Below are 19,636 nucleotides of genomic sequence, written 5' to 3' on the forward strand. Positions count from 1 at the left end.
CCGAACCGGTGCAGGGAGGCCGCAGCCCGGGTAGGGCACTGCCGGGCGCGCTGTCCGGCGAGCCCGCGCGGTACAGCCAGTCGGCCCGGTACGCCTGTTGAAAAGGACGTACCCGCGGAGAAAGGGGAGAAAAAGGTGAGCGGGTTTCAACTCTTAGTCGCAGAACGTTCGTTCCGTAGATTTCGCTTCGGTGACCCTGTCTGCCGCTCAGCCTTTACGACGTTGAATTATCATCCCGGCAAGATGGGCAGAGAGCTGTGAAAGGCCGTCGAATGATGGACAGCAGCGACCGTTCCGAAACCGCGGACGAGTCGAGGGGCCACAGACCCGAGGCGGTAGCCCCGCCGAGAGCAGTCAACCGGTTTTCCGCCCCGAGAATCGCACGTACCTCGCTCGTCGCCGTACTGCTGGGACACGCGCTTCTCACCGTCGCCAGTATCCTGACCTCGGAGCTGTCCGCCGCGGCCGAGGCGCTCGGTCTGATCCTTTTGCCTCCGCTCCTGGTTCTTCAGTTCTTCCATTGCCTCCCGTGCTCAGGCGGTCGATCCCTTCCTCTCATATGCCTGACATTGACCGTCCAGGGGCTTTTGACGTTTCTGCCGCTGATGCTCTTCCAGGCCTTCTGGCAGACCATGGCCGGCTATCTCGCCGGGTCGCTCCTGCTGCTGCTGCCACCGCGTGCCGCCTGGCCCCTGTACACCGCCCTGGTGCTGGGCATGCTGACCACCCCGCTCCTGTACGGCCGCAGTCTCGCCGAGAGCGCCGAACTCGGCCTGACCACCCTGCTGACCGGGCTCGTGATGTACACGCTGACCAGGTTGTCGCAGTTGATCAGTCTGCTGCACACGACCCGCGGCGAACTCGCGCGCCAGGCGGTCACCGGGGAACGGCTCCGCTTCGCCCGGGACCTGCACGACCTGCTCGGTTTCAGCCTCTCCGCCATCACGCTGAAGAGCGAACTCGTCCACCAGCTCATCCCGACCCAGCCCGGCCGGGCCCTGAAGGAGGTGGACGAGATCCTCACCATCGCGGGGCAGTCCCTGACGGATGTGCGCAAAGCCGCGAGCGGATACCGTTCCTTCTCCCTCCGACAGGAGATCAAGACAGCCCAGTCGATGCTGCATGCCGCGGGCGTGCAGGTGCACACCGAATTGTCGCTCGGTTCACTCGCGCCCCACATCGACACGGCGTTCGCCGTCACGCTGCGCGAAGCCATGACCAACCTGCTGCGGCACAGCAACGCCACCCGCTGCCGCATCGAGGCCGCCCAGCACGACGGCTGGGTCCGGCTCGTGGTCGAGAACGACGGTGTCGACCCCGCCTACCACAACGCGGCGCCGCACAGCGGCAACGGACTCGGCAACCTGCGCACCCGCCTGTCCGCGCTGGGCGGACGCCTGGAATCCGGGCGCACGGAGGACGGCCGGTTCCGGCTCGCCGCGGAAGCGCCCGTCAAGGCGGCGGGGAAGGCGCCGACGGACCTGTACGAGACATGGTTCCCGCCCAACGGAACCGCTGCCTGACCGCACATCGAGCACACGTACGGACCCGATACCTCGCCACACTGCGATCCCTCGCGGACCGCAGACGGGAGTGCTGTGATACGGATACTGATCGCCGAGGACGTCAACATGGTCCGTGGCGCGCTGGCCGCCCTCTTGAACATCCAGGACGATCTCGAAGTGGTCTGCGAGGTGGCCCGTGGCGACGAAGTCGTCGACATGGCGCTCAAGCACCGGCCCGACGTCGCCATCGTCGACATCGACCTGCCCGGGATCGACGGGCTGGCGGCAGCCGCCCAGCTGGGCCGGCGACTTCCTCAGTGCCGGGTCCTCATCCTCACCAGCCTGGGCCGCCCCGGGACCCTGCGCCGGGCTCTGGAGGCCCGGGTCTCCGGCTATCTGCTCAAGGACGCCCCGTCCAGTGAACTCGCCGCCGCCGTACGGCGGGTGGCGGCGGGACACCGAGCCGTGGACCCGGAGCTGGCGCTGGCCGCCTGGGGCGAGTCCGAGAGCCCGCTCACCGACCGGGAGACCCAGGTGCTGCGGCTGGCGGCGGAGGGCGCCGAGGCCGCCGAGATCGCCTCCGTGCTGCGGCTGTCGGCGGGGACGGTGCGCAACTACCTCACCGCCGTCGTCACCAAGCTCAACGCGCGTAACCGCATCGACGCCATCCGCATCGCCAGGGACGCGGACTGGCTGCCGTGACCGTTTTCGCCGGTGGCCGGCCGGGCCGCGACCCGCCCGGCTTTGGCCGGTCACAAGGTGCGCTCACTACCGTGCGGCGGCAGGTAGCCAGCTGCCTCGACGGGAAGGAGCGGCGGTGGCCGTTGACACGCAGTGTGCGAGTGACCCGGGCGCCTCGGGAGACACGGACGCGACGAACCCTCCGGTTCACGAAGTGCGTCGTGCCGACCGGGTGGTCATCAGGTTCGCGGGGGACTCGGGTGACGGTATGCAGCTCACCGGTGACCGCTTCACCTCGGAGACGGCGTCGTTCGGCAACGACTTGTCGACGCTGCCGAACTTCCCCGCCGAGATCCGGGCGCCTGCCGGGACGTTGCCGGGTGTCTCGTCGTTCCAGCTGCACTTCGCCGACCACGACATCCTCACGCCCGGTGACGCGCCGAACGTGCTGGTGGCGATGAACCCGGCGGCGTTGAAGGCGAACGTGGGGGATCTGCCGCGGGGTGCGGAGGTGATCGTCAACACGGACGAGTTCACCAAACGGGCGATGCAGAAGGTCGGCTATGACACCAACCCGCTGGAGGACGGCTCGCTCGACGGCTACCACCTGCATCCGGTGCCGCTGACGACGCTGACGGTGGAGGCGTTGAAGGACTTCGACCTGTCCCGCAAGGAGGCCGAGCGCAGTAAGAACATGTTCGCGCTGGGTCTGCTGTCGTGGATGTATCACCGGCCGACGGAGGGCACGGAGAAGTTTTTGCAGTCGAAGTTCGCGAGGAAGCCGGACATCGCGGCGGCGAACATCGCGGCGTTCCGGGCGGGCTGGAACTTCGGTGAGACGACGGAGGACTTCGCCGTCTCCTACGAGGTCGCGCCGGCGGCGAAGGCGTTCCCGGTGGGCACCTACCGCAACATCTCGGGGAATCTGGCGCTGGCCTACGGGCTGATCGCGGCGAGCCGGCAGGCGGATCTGCCGCTGTTTCTGGGCTCGTATCCGATCACGCCGGCGTCGGACGTTCTGCACGAGCTGAGCCGGCACAAGAATTTCGGGGTGCGGACCTTCCAGGCGGAGGACGAGATCGCGGGGATCGGTGCGGCGCTGGGTGCGGCGTTCGGTGGTTCGCTGGCCGTGACGACGACGTCCGGTCCGGGGGTGGCGCTCAAGAGCGAGACGATCGGGCTGGCGGTGTCGCTGGAGCTGCCGCTGCTGGTGGTGGACATCCAGCGCGGCGGCCCGTCGACGGGGTTGCCGACCAAGACGGAGCAGGCGGATCTGCTGCAGGCGATGTTCGGCCGCAATGGTGAGGCGCCGGTGCCGGTGGTGGCGCCGCGTACGCCGGCGGACTGTTTCGGGGCGGCGCTGGAGGCGGCGCGGATCGCGCTGGCCTACCGCACCCCGGTGTTCTTGCTGTCGGACGGTTACCTCGCCAACGGCTCCGAGCCGTGGCGGATCCCGGAGCTTGGGGAGCTGCCGGACTTGAGTGTGCAGTTCGCGCAGGGCCCGAACCACACGCTGGGTGACGGCAGCAGGGTGTTCTGGCCGTACAAGCGTGACCCGCACACCCTGGCCCGGCCGTGGGCGGTGCCGGGCACGCCGGGTCTGGAGCACCGCATCGGCGGCATCGAGAAGCAGGACGGCACGGGCAACATCTCCTACGACCCCGCCAACCACGACTTCATGGTCCGCACCCGCCAGGCCAAGGTCGACGGCATCGACGTCCCCGACATCGAGGCCGACGACCCGGACGGCGCGAGGCTGCTCGTCCTGGGCTGGGGATCCACCTACGGGCCGATCACCGCGGCGGTACGGCGGCTGCGTGCGGCCGGGTATTCCGTCGCGCAGGCGCACCTGCGCCACCTCAACCCCTTCCCGCGGAATCTCGGCGCGCTCCTGCGGCGGTACGACAAGGTGGTGATCCCCGAGATGAACCTCGGTCAGCTCGCCACGCTGATCCGGGCGAAGTACCTGGTGGACGCCCACTCCTACAACCAGGTCAACGGCATGCCGTTCAAGGCCGAGCAGCTGGCCACGGCGCTGAAGGAGGCCATCGATGGCTGAGACGTCCCTGGAAGGCACCGGCACCGTCGAAGCGCTCTCCCTGGTCCCCAGGGCCGAGGGCCGGCAGTCGATGAAGGACTTCAAGACCGACCAGGAAGTGCGCTGGTGCCCCGGCTGCGGCGACTACGCGATCCTCGCCGCGGTACAGGGCTTCATGCCCGAGCTGGGCCTGGCGAAGGAGAACATCGTCTTCGTCTCCGGCATCGGCTGCTCCTCCCGCTTCCCGTACTACATGAACACCTACGGGATGCACTCCATCCACGGCCGCGCCCCCGCCATCGCCACCGGCCTGGCCACCTCCCGCCGCGACCTGTCCGTCTGGGTCGTCACCGGTGACGGCGACGCGCTGTCCATCGGCGGCAACCACCTCATCCACGCCCTGCGCCGCAACGTCAACCTCAAGATCCTGCTGTTCAACAACCGCATCTACGGCCTGACCAAGGGCCAGTACTCCCCCACCTCCGAAGTCGGCAAGATCACCAAATCGACCCCGATGGGCTCGCTCGACGCCCCCTTCAACCCGGTGTCCCTGGCCATCGGCGCGGAAGCCTCCTTCGTCGCCCGCACCGTCGACTCCGACCGCAGACACCTCACCGAGGTCCTGCGCGCGGCCGCCGCCCACCCCGGCACCGCGCTGATCGAGATCTACCAGAACTGCAACATCTTCAACGACGGCGCCTTCGACGCCCTGAAGGACAAACAGCAGGCCGAGGAAGCCGTCATCCGCCTCGAACACGGCCGGCCGATCCGCTTCGGCCGCGACGACACCCGCGGCGTGGTACGCGACCACCACACCGGCGACCTCAAAGTCGTCACCGTGACACCCGCGAACGAGGACCAGGTCCTCGTCCACGACGCGCACGCCGACTCCCCGACCACCGCCTTCGCCCTCAGCAGACTCGCCGACCCCGACACCCTGCACCACACCCCGATCGGCGTCTTCCGCTCCGTCGACCGCCCCGTCTACGACACACAGATGGCCGACCAGCTCGACACCGCCGTCGAACACCACGGCAAGGGCGACCTCGCCGCACTGCTCACCGGCAACGACACCTGGACCGTGGAGAGTTCATGACCTACGTCATCGCCCAGCCCTGCGTGGACGTCAAGGACAGGGCCTGCGTCGACGAGTGCCCCGTCGACTGCATCTACGAGGGCCCGCGCAAGCTGTACATCAACCCCGACGAGTGCGTGGACTGCGGCGCCTGCGAGTCCGTCTGCCCGGTCGAGGCCATCTTCTACGAGGACGACCTGCCCGACGAGTGGTCCGGCTACCGCACCGCCGACCGTGAGGTCTTCGCCGCGACCGGAGCGCCCGGCGGGGCGAGCGCGGCGGGGCCGCTGCCGCTGGACCACCCGACGGTGGTGGACGAACCGGTTCGAGTCGGCTGAACCCCGGGGGAACGGGGCCGTCGGTGGCCGGTTCTTCAGTGCGGCTTCCCTGGTCCTTCAGCGGAGTCCGGCAACGTGCATCCCGTCAAGCGCACGTGCCCAGCCAGCGTATCCGCAGAGCCGCCGGACACATTGCCGCAGAGGAACAACATGGCCACCAACACCGCTCCGTTCCCCGCCCTCCTCGGACCCCACCACCTGGTCCACCGGCCCACCAGCCCCGAGGCCTTCCTGTTGACGGCCGCCCCGCCGGTTCGACAGTCGTTCGCGTTCTCCGGGGAACTCCCCGTCACCCACCCCCTGTTCGGTGACTCCCCGTCGCACTTCCACGATCCGCTGATCCCGCTGGCGTCACTGCGCCAGTCCATGCTCTTCGCGGCGCTCCGCTACTTCAGGGTGCCGGCGAGCCGGCACGCCGTGGTGGCTTCGGCGAGCGCCGCGATCACCGGCCTGGAGGCGTGGCGCCGCAGCGACTCGCGGGCCGGGATCGTGCTGGAACTCGTCATGACGCCCCTCGACGTCGTCGGCGGCGTGCCGCGCGGCCTGGAGTGCGAGGCCGCCGTCCTCATCGACGGCGAGCGCTGCGGCACGGCCGCGTCCCGGCTGGCCTTCCTCCTCGACGGGGTCTACCGCAACCACCGCGAGACGGGGCGGCGGCAGAGCGAGGAGTCCGCCGCCGGGTACGCCGCTCCGTCCTCCTCGGGCCTGCCGCTGCCCGGGCAGGTGGGTCACCTGCACGCCGGCAACGTCCTGGTCGGCCTTCCCGAGCGGACCGGGACGGAAGCCGATGCGGAGTTGTCGTTCCCCGTCGACGCCGAGGCGGCCGCCGGGCTGCGGTTCGAGGCCGACGCACCCGACGAGGTGCCCCCGTTGCTGTTCCTCGAGGTGTCCCGCCAAGCGGGGCTGCTCGCCGCCGCGGAGCTGCGCGGCTTCGTCCCCTCGCACGCCGTGCTGTCCCGCTGGCAGGCCACGTTCCGCGGCTTCGCCGAGCCCGGACTGCCGCTGCGCTGCACGGTGCGGGAGGGCGTGCGCCGCACGGACGGGCGGGTGCGCCGGGACGCGGAGGGCCGGCCCGTGACGGAGTTGCGCCTGACGTTCCTCCAGGGCAGCCGTGTCGTGGCGCGGATCTCCGCCTCCGTGCTCCAGGACTGCTGAGGCCCGCGATGAGATACCGCGTACTCGGCCCCGTGCACATGACGCCTCGCACACCGTCCGCGGCCAAGCCGCGCGCGGTCCTCGCCACCCTGCTCGTGCAGAGCAACACGGTGGTCTCGACCCACACCCTGATCGACGAACTGTGGGGCGCCGAACCCCCACGCACCGCCACCACCACCCTCCAGGTCTACGTGTCGCAACTGCGCAAGGCTCTCCTGGACGACGACACCGGCGGCGCCGCGCAGCCCCTGCTGACCCGGTCCCCCGGCTATTTGCTGCGGGTCGCCCCGGACGAGTTGGACCTGACGGTCTTCGAGTCGCTGCGGGCCGAGGGCCGGGCCGCGTACGGCCGGCAGGAGTACGCGGACGCCTCCCGGGCGCTGAGCCGTGCGCTCGGGCTGTGGACCGGGCCCGCGCTCTCGGGCATCCCGCACGGCCCCTCCCTCCAGACCTCCGCGATCCGGCTGAACGAGCTGCGCGCGGAGGTACTGGAACAGCGGATCTCCGCCGACCTGCGGCTCGGGCAGCACCAGGAGCTCGTCGGTGAGCTGATGGCGCTGGCCCACGAGCATCCGCTGCGCGAGACGCTGCGCTGTCATCTGATGGTGGCGCTCTACCGGTCCGGCCGGCAGTCCGACGCCCTGCAGGTCTACCACCAGGCGCGGCGCGCACTCGTCGACGAGCTGGGGGTGGAACCCGGGCCGGTGCTGAGCCGGCTGCACGAGCGGATCCTCGCCTCCGACCCCTCGCTGGCCTGGCACGGCGAGCCCGAGCGCAGGCCGGCGCCCGCCGGCGGACCGGGCCACCGCCCGGCCGGCGGCTCCTCCGGCCGGCCCGCGGGGCCTCCGGTGTGGCTGCCGCCGGCCGTCGCGGACTTCGTCGGACGCGAGGACGAACTGGCCGTCGGCGGGCGGCTCCTGGCGCAGGCCCCGACGGCACGGACCAAGGTGCTGGCGCTGTCGGGCCGGGCGGGCGTGGGGAAGACGACGCTGGCCGTACGGCTGGCCCACGGTGCCGCCGACCGGTTCCCCGGCGGACGCGTCCTGGTGACGTTGCGGGACGCCGGCGGGCGGGCCGTCGATCCCAGGACCGCCATGGTGACCCTGCTGCGCCGGCTGCGAGGACCGCAGGCGGCGGGAGGGGGTGTGGGAGCAGGCGCGGACGGCGGCGCGGTACCGCTGCCGTCCTGCGAGACGGAACTCGCGGAGCTGCTGCACGCACGCACTGAGGGCCGGACGATGCTCGTCGTCCTGGACGACGCCGTCTCCGAGGCGCAGGTCCGCCCGGTGCTGGCGGCCCTGTCCGACTGCGCCGTCGTCGTCACGAGCCGGCAGGTCCTCGGCGCGCTGGAGAACGTGCGGCACCTGACCCTCGACGTCCTGTCCCGGCCCGAGGCCGAGGCACTGTTGACGGCGTGCGGCGGCGAGCGGATGCGCGACGACCCGGAGGCGGCGGGAGAGATCGCCGGACTGTGCGGGAGGCTGCCGCTGGCGCTGCGGGTGGCGGCCGCCGGGCTCGCCGCCCGCCCGCACTGGACGGCGGCCGGGCTCGCGCGGCGGCTGCGGGACGAGCGGACCCGGCTGCACGCGCTCGCGCTGGGTGACCTCGACGTGCGCAGCACGCTGCTGACGGCCTACCACGACGTGGGCGAGGAGTCCCGGCACGCCTTCCGCGTCCTCGGGCAGGCCGCGCTGCCCGACTTCGCCCCCTGGACCGCGACCGCGCTCCTCGGCACGGACCCGGCTCGGGCCGAACGGCTCACCGAGGAACTGGTGGCGGCCCATCTGCTGGAGGCGCGGCGGCGCCCGGGGCGACTGACCCCCGTGCGCTACGGCTTCCACACCCTGCTGCGCTCACTGGCCCTGGACACGCTCGCCGAGGAGTGCCCCCAGGAAGGCGTCGCCGCCGTGGAACGGCTCTGCCGGGCCTTCCTGACGCTGGCCCGGCACGCGGACGCGCGGATGGCGCCGGGCCGGGACCGGCTGGCGTACGACGTCGAGCCCGTGCCCGGGGTCGTCCCCCGCCAGGTGATCGGCAGTTCCCCGCTGCGCTGGTTCCAGGAGGAGTCCGCCGGTCTGTCGGAGGCCGTACGGCAGGCCCACGCGGCCGGGCGGTGGGGGCTGTGCAGTGCCCTCGCCTCCGCGGCGGCCGGGTACTACGAGGCGAGCGCCCTGTGGGACGAGTGGCAGTCGACGCACGACCTCGCGCTGGACGCCGCCCGCGCGGCCGGTGACGTCCACGCGGAGGCCGTCGTCCTGCGGTCGCTCGGCGACCTCGCCTGGCAGCGCCACCGGACCTCACCGGCGCTCGACCGGTACCGCCTGGCCCGGGAACTGTTCACCCGCCACGGTGACCGGGCGGGGGCGGGCCGCTGCCTGTCCGCCGAGGCGGACGTGCTGCTCGCCCTGGGCCGGGCCGACCACGCCGGACACGCCTATGCCCGGGCCCTGGCGGAGTGCCGGTCGGCCGGCGACGCGCGCGGCTCGGCCGAGGCGCTGCGCGGACTGGCCCTGGTGGCGCGGAGCCAGGGCGAGCAGGAGGAGGCGCTGGCCCACCTCGACGCGTGCGAGAGCGCCGCGCGTTCGGCGGGCGACGGCCGCTGGACCGAGTACGCGCGACGCACGGCGAGTGCCCTGCGCATGGCACTCGCGTCGGACGGGCCGGGCGCGGAGCACGCCGTCCCACTCGAAGTACGGCCCGGTGTCTGGCTGTTCCACCCGCCGGGGCCGGACCAGCGGGCCGCGTGAGGTCCGCTGCGGCTCGCCCTGCCGGACATCCCTGCCCGGCCGGGGCGTCGTCGCCGGCCGGGCAGGCCCGGGGGCGGGGGTCGGTCACTCCGGCAGCCACCGGGCGGCACGTCGCCCGGTTCCCGCCTCGTCGCCACACGAGGGCAACCCGCTCCCGCCTCACCACGCGGCGGCGGCCCGTTCCTCCTCGTCCGCTGCAGCCAGCACGGCGTCGACGATGGAGGGGTCGAGCGCGGTGGCCGCCGCGAGGTCCGTCGTGCGGCCGAAGCCGGCGTCGCCGACGGCGACGCCGATGGTGTAGGTGTCCTCGAACGTGAGCGTGTGGAAGGTCCAGGCGCCGACCGTCCCGGGGGTGCCGTCGGGAAGCAGCAGGTCGGTGGGGGCGCCGTCCGGGCCGAAGCCGAATTCGGTGAAGCCCAGCCGCAGGCCGAGACCGACGGCCTTGCTGTACGCCTCCTTCAGCGTCCACACGCGCACCACGGCGGAGTTGCGTTCCGCGGGCGGCAGGGCCTCGATCCGCTCCGCCTCGTGCGGAGTGCACATCTGGCGGCACAGCCCCGCGCCGTACAGGGGGCGGTCGCCGCGCTCGGCGTCGACGCCGATGGGGCCGTCGGTGGCGAGACCGGCCAGCAGCAGGCCGTCGGTGTGGCTGAGGCTGATGTGCAGGCCGTCGTAGCCGCGCAGGCCGGGACGGCCGGTGAGGCCGTAGCCGAGTTCGACGGAGTGCGGCGGCACGCCCAGCGCGGCCGCCGCGGCGCACTTCAGCAGGACGCGGGAGGCGGCGAACCGGGCCCGGGCCTGCGGCTGCGTCAGCTCCTGGTACCGCTCCCAGTCGTGGCCGAGCAGGGCACGCAGCCGCGCGGCGCCCGCACGGTCCGGGCGCCAGTCGTCCTCGTGGGCGCAGACCAGCGCGGCCCCGTGCCGGTCCAGGTCAGTGCGTACCCTGCTCCAGTCCGTCGAGGAGCCGCCGATCGTGATCGGCTCCCCGAGGGTCCGGCCCGGCGTCCGGCGACGGGGTGCCCTCATCGAAGGTCTCCAGCATGTGGTGGAGATCGGTCAGCACGTCGGCCGCGGTCGCGCCGTCGATCACCCGGTGGTCGAAGGTGAGGCCCAGCCGCATCATCGGCGCGGGGACGACCACGCCGTCACGGACCACCGCACGGTCCACGACCCGGCCCATGGTGAGGGTGACGGCGGTGCCGCCGGCCGAGTGGAAGCCGTCGACGGTCCGGTGGCCGAGCGAGGACACCGAGACGGTGCCGAACACGCCGGGACGCCGCTGCGGGGCGCGCAGCGCCGCGGCGAAGGCGGCCCGGCCGAGCGCCACCGGCAGCCGACCCAGCATCCGTACACCCTTGAACTCGGGCAGGTCCGCCGCCTGGTCGCCCCGGTAGCGGTCGATGCGTTCCTGGATCTCGCGCAGGTTGGCCGTCTCCAGGCCGGGCACGAGCGCCGAGAGCACGGTGCGCTCGCCCTCGACCTTCCGGTCCAGGGCGACCTTGGCCGTGACGCCGTCGAAGCGGACGATTTTCGGGCGCCGCAGCAGTCCCGGCCAGCCGGGAGCCAGCACGGCGTTGGCCTCCGGGTGACGGTCCAGGACCCGTCCGGCGGAGTACAGGAGGTAGCTGACGAGCGAGTAGCGCCTGCCGTGGTCGCGGGCGGCGGCGCGGTGCGCCTGGACACGGGTCATGTCGACGTCGGTGTCCAGGTACACGGGCCGCTGGTCCGCCGCCCACTCCAGGAAGTACAGGGTGTGACGGCGGCGCCGTACGTCGGTGGCGGTGGAGCTCACCCGGTCACCGCCAGGTCGTAGATCTCCTTCAGGCTGCGGGCCTGCAGCACCTCGCCGACCGGGACCCTGCGGCCGATGGCCGGCTCCAGGGCGGTGACGAGCCTGAGCAGGTGCAGCGAGTCCCATTCGGGAAGCTCGTCGAAGTCGGCGGCCACCTGCCCGGGGGCGAGCGGCATGCCGATCTCCTCGGTGACGAGCCGGACGTAGTCGTCGAGGGTGAAGCCGCCCGTGGCGGGAACGGCGGCGGCGCTGTCGGTGGTCATATCTTCTCCAGGGCGAAACCGGCCTTGATCCACTTGCTGGACTCCACGGCGACCGCGAGGGCCCGCTCGCCGCCGGACATCCGCTCCAGCAACTTCTCCATCTGCAAAAACGGCAGCGCGTTCCCGTTGTTGCCGGTGTCGGCGACGCACGAGATCTCGCGCGCGGTGGGCACGTCGAGTTCCTCGGTGATACGGCGGGTCATCCGGCCGGAGAGCTGGGGCGGCAGCAGATAGTCCAGCTGGTCGGCCTCCCAGTCGAGTTCGCCCAGCAGCTCCCACAGGATCTCGACGGCCATGACGGGCACGGACTCCTCGATGGCCTTGTAGTCCTCGGCGACGGCCTGCCGGTCGTCGTGGCGGTCGGCGAGCCCGAACCACTCGATGACCTGACCGGGCCTGCGGCCCAGCCCGGTGAAGCGGTTGAGGACGTGGCGCAGCGCCACGCCCTGGCCGCGCGGCTCGTCGGTCAGGACGGCCGCCCCGGCGCCGTCGCCGAACAGCACGTAGTTGACGAGGTCGCTGGGGGCGGCGGCGGACAGGTCGCGCCCCAGGTCGAGGTGCTTGCTGCACACGTCGCCGCCGATGACCAGGCCGGTGCGGTACTGGCCGGAGGCGATCATCGTCCGGGCGACGTCGAGGGCCTGGACGGCGCCGGCGCAGCCGGACTGGAGCTGGAAGGTCGGCACCTGGTCCAGGCCCAGCTGGTCGGCGACATGGTTGACGGTGGCGGGCATCAGGTGGTCGGGGGTGGCCGTGCCGAGGACGACGAACTCGATCTCGGACGGGTCGACGCCGGGGGCGGCCAGCGCCCGCTCGGCCGCCTGCGCGCACAGGTCGGCGAGCGACCAGCGCACCACTCCGGTGCCGAGGTCCCGGGCGAAGTACCGCGTCCGGGTGCCGATGAAGACCTCGATCCATTCCTCGTTGATGCCGAGCACCTTGGCCAGGGTGGCGTTGTCCACCGGGTCCCCGGGCAGCGCGGTGCCCAGGGAGGCCAGGTGGGTCGTCGCAGTGGTCATGCCGTCCTCTCTTGATGCGGGAGCGCCCGGTCCTCCCCGGCGTCGCCGCGGGGCGCGGCAGCGGGCACCGTCGCGCCGAGCTCGCGCAGGTAGGCGATGAGATCGCCGACGGAGGAGAGCCGGGGCAGCAGGTCCTGGACCGTCAGCGTGCCGATGCCGGCGAGGCGTGACTCCAGCCGGTTCTTCAGCTCCATCACCATCACGGAGTCGAAGCCCAGGTCTTCGTAGAGCCGGTCGTGCGGGCCGACTTCGGCGTCGGTGTAGCCGCCGACCAGGCCGACGGCTGCCAGGACGGCGTCCGCGACGGGGTCCGCCGGGGTGCCGGGCCGGACCGGGGCGAGCGACGGGGCGCTTCCCGGCTCGTGGGGTCCCTCGGCGGCGGACGCCGCGGGGCGTTCCTGCCGGACGGCGCCCGGCTGGGCGGACCGCCGCACCGGATTCCTCGCCCAGTAGCGGTGCTCCGTGGAGAAGGCGTACGGCGGCAGCGGGTGTGCGACGCGCTCCTCGGGCGCGTACACGGCGTCCCAGGCGGGTTCCACACCGCCCCGGTACAGCTCGGCGAGCGCCTCGGCGAGGTCCCGGCCGGTGGACTCGGGACCGCGCACCGGCAGGACGTGCGCCGGGCCGTCGCCGGCCGCCCGGTCGAGGCGGCGCGCCATCCCGGAGAGCACCGGCTGCGGACCGACCTCCACCAGGTGGGTCGGGCCCGCGTCGAGCAGCGCGCCGGCGGCGTCCGCGAACAGGACGGTCGCGCCGACGTGTTCCACCCAGTAGGCGGCGTCCATCGCCTCGCCGTCGAGCACCCGGCCGCGCACCGTCGAGTACAGCGGGATCTCGGGCACCGACCCGCCGATCTCGTCGGCGACCTCCGCGAAGCGGGCCAGCATCGGCTCCATCAGCGGCGAGTGGAAGGCGTGCGAGACCTGGAGCCCGCGGGTGGTGACGCCCTCGGCCTCCAGCGCCGCGCCGATCCGTTCCAGGGCCGTCAGATCACCGGAGAGCACCGTGGCGGCGGGGCCGTTGACCGCGGCGACCCCCACCCGGGGCTCGGACTCGATGCGCGCCCGGAGGTCCGTGTGGGCGGCCCGCACGGCCAGCATGCCGCCGCCCGCGGGGAGTTCCTGCATCAGCGCGCCGCGTGCGGCGACCAGCCGGGCGGCGCCCTCCAGCGGCAGCGCCCGGGCCAGCACGGCGGCGGCGAACTCGCCGACGCTGTGGCCGAGGAGCATGCCGGGGCGCACGCCGAGTTCCCTCAGGGTCCGCCCCAGGGCGTAGCCGACGGCGAACAACGCGGGCTGCGTCCACCGTGTGCTGTGCACCGCCTCGTCGCCGGCGAGGACCAGGTCCCGCACGGAGCGTCCGGTGTGCGGCAGCAGCGCGGCGTCGGCCTCGTCGAGGAAGGCCCGGTACAGCGGCGACCGCTCGTACAGCGCGGCCGTCATCCGCGGGTACTGCGACCCCTGTCCGGTGAACAGGAAGGCGGTGCGGGTCCGGCCGGCGGGCCGGGCACTGAGCCGGGTGAGCCGCTCCGGGTCCGCGGCGGCCTCGCGCAGGGTCGCGACCAGTTCCGCCGTGTCCGTGGCGGCGGCCGCGAAACGCAGGCGGTGGCCCGCCTTGACGCGGTTGCTGGACCGGGCCAGCGGGCCCAGCGCAGTACGGCGGGCCGCCGCCGCGTCCGCCTGGACCAGCAGGTTGCGGCGCAGGGCCTCGGCGTTCGGTGCGGTCAGGGTGAACACGGCGGCGCCGATGCCGCCCGGTGCTGCGGCGCCGACCGGTTCGGGGCGCGCGGCGCGCGCGGGCGCCGACTCGAGGACGGCGTGGGCGTTGGTGCCGCCCATGCCGAAGCTGCTGAGTCCGGCGACGGTCGCACCGGCGGGCAGCCGCAGCGGCGCCTTGAGCAGCCGCAGCCCGTGGTCGCGCAGTTTGAGCTGCTTGTTCTCCTTGGCGGCGAAGCGGCTGGCGGGCACCACCCGGTGGTGCAGGGACAGGGCGACCTTGATCAGCCCGGCGATCCCGGCGGCGCCCTCGGTGTGCCCGAGGTTGCCCTTGACCGAGCCGATCGCCATGGGCTTGCCGACGCGCCCGGCGTGGTGGTGGCCGAGCGCCCTGACCTCCATCATGTCGCCGAGGGCGGTGCCGGTGCCGTGCGCCTCGGTGAAGACGACGTCGGACGGCTCGACCCCCGCCCGGCGGTAGGCGGCGGCGAGCACCTCCTGCTGGGCCCAGCGGTTCGGCGCCGTCAGCCCGTTGCTGCGGCCGTCCTGGTTGACGGAGGTGCCCCGGATGACGGCGTACACCCGTCGGCCGTCGGCGATCGCGTCGCGCAGCCTGCACAGCACGACCACGCCGACGCCCTCGCCGCGGCCGATGCCGTTCGCCTCCGCGCTGAAGGGCTTGCAGCGCCCGTCGGGCGCGGACAGCCCAGCCTGGGTGTAGAAGATCGACAGCGCCGGGGTGAGGGCCACGTTGACGCCGCCGACGAGCACCTGGTCGCACTCCTCGGACAGCAGGGCGTTCACCGCGAGGTGGGTGGCGACCAGCGAGGAGGAGCACGCGGTGTCGACGGCGAGGCTCGGGCCCTTCAGGTCGAGGTGGTAGGAGATCCGGTTGGCGGTCATGCAGTAGCCGTTGCCGGACCCGACCTGTGCGGTGACGTTGTCGTAGTCGGTGAGGTGCAGTTGCGCCCACTCGTTGCCCATGATGCCGACGAAGACCCCGGTGCGGGTGCCGGCCAGGTCGCGCGGCGCGATCCCGGCGTCCTCCACCGCCCGCCACGCGGACTGCAGCAGCAGCCGTTGCTGGGGGTCCATGGCGGCGGCCTCGCGCGGCGAGGTGGTGAAGAACTCGTTGTCGAAGGCGTCCGGGTCGGCGATGAAGCCGCCCTCGGTGGTGTTGGCGCGTCCTTCCTCCCCGGCCGGCGAGTGGAACTCCGCGGCGTCCCACCGCTGCCGGGGCACCTCGCCCACCCCGTCCGCGCCGCGCATCAGCAGGTCCCAGTAGGCGCCGGTGTCCGGTGCCCCCGGGAACCGGCAGTCGATGCCGACGATGGCCACGGGCTCCATCAAGCGCCGCCGCCCTGCGCGGTGTCCGCGGCCAGCTCCTCCATGAGGTGGCCGACGAGCGCCCGCACGGTCGGGTAGTCCCACGCGATCGTCGGCTCCATCACGAGGTCGAAGTCGTCCTCGATGTCCCCGCACAGACTGAGCGCCGCGACGGAGTCGAGGCCGTACTCCGCGAGGGGCACGTCCGGGTCGATGTCGGCGGGCTCGCGCTTGAGGTAGAGGGCGATGCGCTCGGCCAGCCACGTGGTCAGGGACTCGGTGGTGTGTCCGGCGGTCGGAACGGTCATGGTGCACTCCTCGGCGGGGATGAGCGGTTGTCGCGTGCTGGGGTCGAGTCGTCCGGCGGTCGGCGCGCGGCGGCCGGAGCCGGTGCGCGTCAGCCGGTGAGCGGGGTGTCGTACAGGTCGTAGCCGGTGCGCGCGTGGAACCTGCGCAGCACCTCCTCGTGCATCCGGGCCTCGACGGACGGCGGGAGCGCGGCCGGTCGCCGGCCGAGCCGCCGGACGAGCCGGTGCAGCGCGGCGGCGAGCCAGGCGGGGTCGGCGAGGAACGCGTCACCGCGGTCGCGCGACGCCCGCTGCCGGACCCCGATCGCCGCGGCGGCGGCGAGCAGGACGGCGTACCGGTCGGCCAGGGCGAAGGCGGCCGGGCCGGCGAGTGCCGTGCGGTCCTGGGGTGTGAGCGCGCGGCACGCCTCCTGCACCTGCCGCAGCTCCTCCACCAGGTGCCCCACCAGTTCCCCGACGGCCCGCTCCTCGGGGGCCGCGCCGGCCGGTTCGTCCCGGGCGGCGACCAGGGTCGCGGTGAGCCGGTCGCGTCCGCCGGCCAGCGTGAGCCGGTCGAACGGCAGGTCCGGCAGCTCGGCGCGCGGCGCGAAGAGGTCGGTCGGGGCCGGGTCGTCGCGGAACCAGGACCGCCGGGCGAGCCGGGAGAGCTGCGGCACGATCGTCGCCTGGCAGGCCGCTGAGCCGGCGTGGCCGAGGCTGAGCACCGGCAGGTCGCGCAGGTGCTTCTGGAAGATGCCGTGCTCGCCCTCACGGAGGTAGAAGCGGGCCCCGAGTACCACGGACAGGTCGTGCATGACCTCGGCGAGCAGCTTCGGCACCAGGTACTTGGTGGCGGCGGCGAGGACGCCGCTCTGCTCGGGCAGCAGGTGCACCGCCCGGGTCGCGGCCAGGGACAGGCTGTCGCAGACCAGCAGGTCGGTGAAGGCCTCGGACAGGGTGGCCCTGGCGTGCGGGATGTCGATGACGGACGTCCGGTAGAGCCGTCGGCCCAGCGCGAAGCGCACCACGGTCCGCAGGGCGGTGTCGGCGGTCCCGACGGCCATGCCGGGCAGCGCCGCCCTGGTGACCTGGAAGGCGCGCAGCGCGGTCTCGACGCCGCTGCCCGGCTCGCCGACGAGGGCGGAGGCGGGCACGGGCGTGTCGTCGAACCGCAGCCCGGACAGGTGGCAGCCGCGCACCCCGACGGCGTCGTAGCGGGGCAGCACCCGCCAGGTGTCCGCGTCGAGCCCGTCGCGCTCGACGAGGAGCACGGAGTGGCTGCGGCTGCCCGGCGCGGGGCTGGTACGGCCGAACAGCACCCAGGCCTCGGCGCGGTCGGCGTTGTTGATGACCTGCTTGGAGCCGTTCAGCAGATGGCCGCCGTCCGCCGTCGGGCGGGCCTCGAACTCGTTGCGCAGGAAGTCGTTGCCGTGGGCGAGTTCGTGGTAGGCGACCGACACCTTGCCACCGCCGGTCAGGATCCGCGCGAGGCGGGCGCGCTGCGCGGCGTCACCCGAGGTCCAGACGTTCACCCCGGCCATGAAGGAGGTCACGCCGTAGCCGAGGCCGAGGGCGACGTCGCGGCGGAACACCTGCCGCATGACCCGTACCAGCGTGTCCAGCCGCTCCAGCCGGCCGCCCTCGGTGTGCGGCACGAAGTCGGCGCCGAGCCCCAGTTCGTCGAGCGCGCGCTCGCCGTCCGCGGGCAGGACACCGGCCTCGTCCGCCTCGACCAGCCGGGCGTAGGACAGTGGGTTGGCGCTGTCGGTGGGGTCGCCCAGCCGCCGGTCCAGTTCGGCGACGCGTGCCGCGGCCCGCGCCTCCTGTCCCGTCGGCCCGAGGGCGTCCGGGGCCGGTGCGGCAACCGGGTGGGCGTCCTGGGACCCGGTGCGGGTCGGCATCACGTCGTCTCCCTCTCGCCGGCGGCCGCGTCGCACGTCGCGGGCCGCCGCTCGGGGCCCCGCTGCGTCAGCAGCGAGAACAGCCGGCCCGAGGAGCGGGCCGCGCGCAGGGCGCCGAGCAGTTCGTCATGGGTCTCGCGGCCGGCCGCGGCCGGTTCACCGAGGCGGACCAGCAGCCGGTCCAGGGCGGTGTGCAGCCACAGGCCGTCGCGCCACAACGGCCCGGTCGCCGCGTCGTCGCGGAAGTGGCCGGCGCTGCGCGTCCACAGACCGAGGCAGGCCGCCCCCGCCCAGCACAGGGTGTAGCGGCGCGCGACCTCGAAGGCGGCGGGCGGCACCTCGGTGAGCACGCCCTGGTACTCCTCCATCTCCGTGTGCACGACGGTGGTCACGGCGAGCAGCCTGCGCGCCGCCTCGGCCACCGGGCCGAGCGCGGGGTTGCGCTCGGCGCGCCGGGTGACGTCCTCGACGGACGCGGCGAGCCCGGCCATGAGTCCGCTGCCGTGCCGCGCGACCAGCGACAGCTTCGAGGGGTCCAGGGGCGGCAGCGGCGCGGCGAGGTCGCAGGCGGTGCCGGCGCCCGCGGTGTCGCCGGTGCCCCGCCGGAAGCCGCGCACCAGCGTACGGAACTGGTTCACCAGGGAATTGAGGTTGACCAGGGTGTTGCCGTCGAAGAGACCGACGATGCGGTGGTCGCGCTGCAGTTTCTGGAAACGGCCCTCGGCGTGGACGCCCTTGAGGAAGGCGCGGGCCCCGAGCAGCCCGGTCAGGTCGGCGAGGACCTCGTCGGTACCGGTGGGCAGCAGGTACTTGGTGACGGCCGAGACGATGCCGAGTTCCGCGGTCTGGGCCTGCACGGCGCGGGCGGCGACCAGGGCGACCGCCTCGTGCAGCAGGACGTCGGCGGCGGCGCCCGTCAGTACCTGCCGGGCCTGCGGGAGGTCGACCAGACGCCGCCCGTACAGCTCGCGCCGCTCGGCGAAGTCCAGGCCCAGCAGCAGCCCGTGGTCGCCCGCGCCGAGCGACAGCGCCGCGCACATGGTGCGGGTGAGCTGGAGCGCCTTCAGCACGATCTCCAGGCCGGCGCCCTCCGCCCCCACCAGGGCGCCGCGCGGCACCCGGGCGCCGTCGAAGGCGATCCCGGAGATGTCGGCGCCCCGGATGCCGTGGGTGCGGACCTTCGGCAGGTGACGGTAGGTGACCTCGTCCAGTTCGCGCTTGTCCACGAGCAGGACGCTGAAGCCGCGGGGCCCCCCGTCCGGGCGGGTGCGGGTCAGCAGTGACAGCACCGAGCCCCGGGTGGCGTTGTTGATCAGCCACTTCTCGCCGGTGACCAGCCAGTGGTCCGCGTCCGACGGACCGGCGCCGACGTGCACGTCACCGGCGAGCAGGTCGCTGCCGTGGGCGCGTTCGGTGAGCCCGAGGGAGACCGGGACCCCGGCCATGATGTCCGCGCCGAGCCGGGCGCCCTGCTCCGCCGAGCCCGCCACCCACACGCAGACCCCGCCGAGGTAGGTCTTGCCGTGGCCGACGGCGCAGGTCAGGTCGCGGCGGGCGACGGCCCGGACGAGCTGGAGCACGTGCTCGTAGTCGCGCAACCTGCCGCCGTGCTCCACCGGTACGTAGTGGTCGGGCAGGCCCCACTCCTCGAAGCGGCGGCAGATCTCGGCCGGGAACTCCTCCTTGTCGTCGAGTTCCGCGCACCGCGCGTAGGAGAAGACCTCGCCGGGGTCGTCGGGGTCGCCGAGGAAGCGGTCGAACTCCTCCGCGAGCCGGTAGGGCGGGTGCTCCACG

The 19,636-nt window shown here is 73.2% G+C and carries 15 protein-coding genes; 7 read left to right on the forward strand and 8 right to left on the reverse strand.

Annotated elements, in window-relative coordinates:
• Positions 1-587: 587 nt before the first annotated feature.
• From IPT68_RS29285 to IPT68_RS29315, 7 genes are all read left to right on the forward strand, one after another.
• Positions 588-1,523 carry a sensor histidine kinase gene (locus IPT68_RS29285; protein WP_189701455.1) on the forward strand — a complete coding sequence of 312 codons (936 nt, stop codon included), beginning with the start codon at positions 588-590 and terminating at the stop codon, positions 1,521-1,523.
• Positions 1,524-1,598: 75 nt separating this feature from the next.
• Positions 1,599-2,207 carry a response regulator transcription factor gene (locus tag IPT68_RS29290; protein ID WP_189701456.1) on the forward strand — a complete coding sequence of 203 codons (609 nt, stop codon included), beginning with the start codon at positions 1,599-1,601 and terminating at the stop codon, positions 2,205-2,207.
• A 193-nt stretch (positions 2,208-2,400) separates the two neighbouring features.
• Entirely contained in the window at positions 2,401-4,245 is a 1,845-nt protein-coding gene (locus IPT68_RS29295; RefSeq protein WP_194074023.1) for a 2-oxoacid:acceptor oxidoreductase subunit alpha, read from the forward strand.
• A complete protein-coding gene (locus IPT68_RS29300; protein ID WP_194074024.1) occupies positions 4,238-5,320 on the forward strand; it encodes a 2-oxoacid:ferredoxin oxidoreductase subunit beta in 1,083 nt (360 codons plus the stop codon). The genes IPT68_RS29295 and IPT68_RS29300 overlap by 8 nt, the downstream gene beginning before the upstream one ends.
• Positions 5,317-5,637 (forward strand): ferredoxin, encoded by a 321-nt coding sequence (gene fdxA / locus IPT68_RS29305; RefSeq protein ID WP_189699970.1) that lies wholly within the window; start codon positions 5,317-5,319, stop codon positions 5,635-5,637. Before IPT68_RS29300 ends, fdxA begins: the two co-directional genes overlap by 4 nt.
• A gap of 150 nt (positions 5,638-5,787) precedes the next feature.
• Positions 5,788-6,792: an AfsA-related hotdog domain-containing protein gene (locus tag IPT68_RS29310; protein ID WP_189699969.1), complete on the forward strand. Its 1,005-nt coding sequence runs from the start codon at positions 5,788-5,790 to the stop codon at positions 6,790-6,792.
• A gap of 38 nt (positions 6,793-6,830) precedes the next feature.
• Entirely contained in the window at positions 6,831-9,539 is a 2,709-nt protein-coding gene (locus IPT68_RS29315; protein ID WP_228040631.1) for an AfsR/SARP family transcriptional regulator, read from the forward strand.
• Positions 9,540-9,698: 159 nt separating this feature from the next.
• On the opposite strand, the gene IPT68_RS29320 is transcribed toward IPT68_RS29315, so the two are convergent.
• The 8 genes from IPT68_RS29320 to IPT68_RS29355 all read right to left on the reverse strand — a co-directional run bounded on the left by IPT68_RS29320 (position 9,699) and on the right by IPT68_RS29355 (position 19,635).
• Positions 9,699-10,565, reverse strand: coding sequence for a 4'-phosphopantetheinyl transferase family protein (locus IPT68_RS29320; protein WP_189699967.1), 867 nt, complete (start codon positions 10,563-10,565; stop codon positions 9,699-9,701).
• Complete coding sequence (locus tag IPT68_RS29325) at positions 10,471-11,331, reverse strand: 2-oxo acid dehydrogenase subunit E2 (RefSeq protein WP_189699992.1); 861 nt, start codon at positions 11,329-11,331, stop codon at positions 10,471-10,473. The genes IPT68_RS29320 and IPT68_RS29325 overlap by 95 nt, the downstream gene beginning before the upstream one ends.
• Positions 11,328-11,594 carry an acyl carrier protein gene (locus IPT68_RS29330; protein ID WP_189699966.1) on the reverse strand — a complete coding sequence of 89 codons (267 nt, stop codon included), beginning with the start codon at positions 11,592-11,594 and terminating at the stop codon, positions 11,328-11,330. The genes IPT68_RS29325 and IPT68_RS29330 overlap by 4 nt, the downstream gene beginning before the upstream one ends.
• Positions 11,591-12,613: a 3-oxoacyl-ACP synthase III family protein gene (locus IPT68_RS29335; protein ID WP_189699965.1), complete on the reverse strand. Its 1,023-nt coding sequence runs from the start codon at positions 12,611-12,613 to the stop codon at positions 11,591-11,593. Before IPT68_RS29335 ends, IPT68_RS29330 begins: the two co-directional genes overlap by 4 nt.
• The gene (locus IPT68_RS29340) at positions 12,610-15,675 is read right to left on the reverse strand and encodes a type I polyketide synthase (RefSeq protein WP_189699990.1); all 3,066 of its coding nucleotides are present in this window, start codon (positions 15,673-15,675) and stop codon (positions 12,610-12,612) included. Before IPT68_RS29340 ends, IPT68_RS29335 begins: the two co-directional genes overlap by 4 nt.
• Positions 15,675-15,962, reverse strand: a complete 288-nt coding sequence (locus IPT68_RS29345; protein WP_189699964.1) for an acyl carrier protein — start codon at positions 15,960-15,962, stop codon at positions 15,675-15,677. Before IPT68_RS29345 ends, IPT68_RS29340 begins: the two co-directional genes overlap by 1 nt.
• 89 nt (positions 15,963-16,051) lie before the next feature.
• Positions 16,052-17,842 (reverse strand): acyl-CoA dehydrogenase family protein, encoded by a 1,791-nt coding sequence (locus IPT68_RS29350; protein ID WP_189699963.1) that lies wholly within the window; start codon positions 17,840-17,842, stop codon positions 16,052-16,054.
• Positions 17,842-19,635 (reverse strand): acyl-CoA dehydrogenase family protein, encoded by a 1,794-nt coding sequence (locus IPT68_RS29355; protein ID WP_189699962.1) that lies wholly within the window; start codon positions 19,633-19,635, stop codon positions 17,842-17,844. The genes IPT68_RS29350 and IPT68_RS29355 overlap by 1 nt, the downstream gene beginning before the upstream one ends.
• Position 19,636 lies beyond the last annotated feature (1 nt).

It is taken from the genome of Streptomyces chromofuscus (assembly GCF_015160875.1).
Classification (GTDB): Bacteria; Actinomycetota; Actinomycetes; order Streptomycetales; family Streptomycetaceae; genus Streptomyces; species Streptomyces chromofuscus.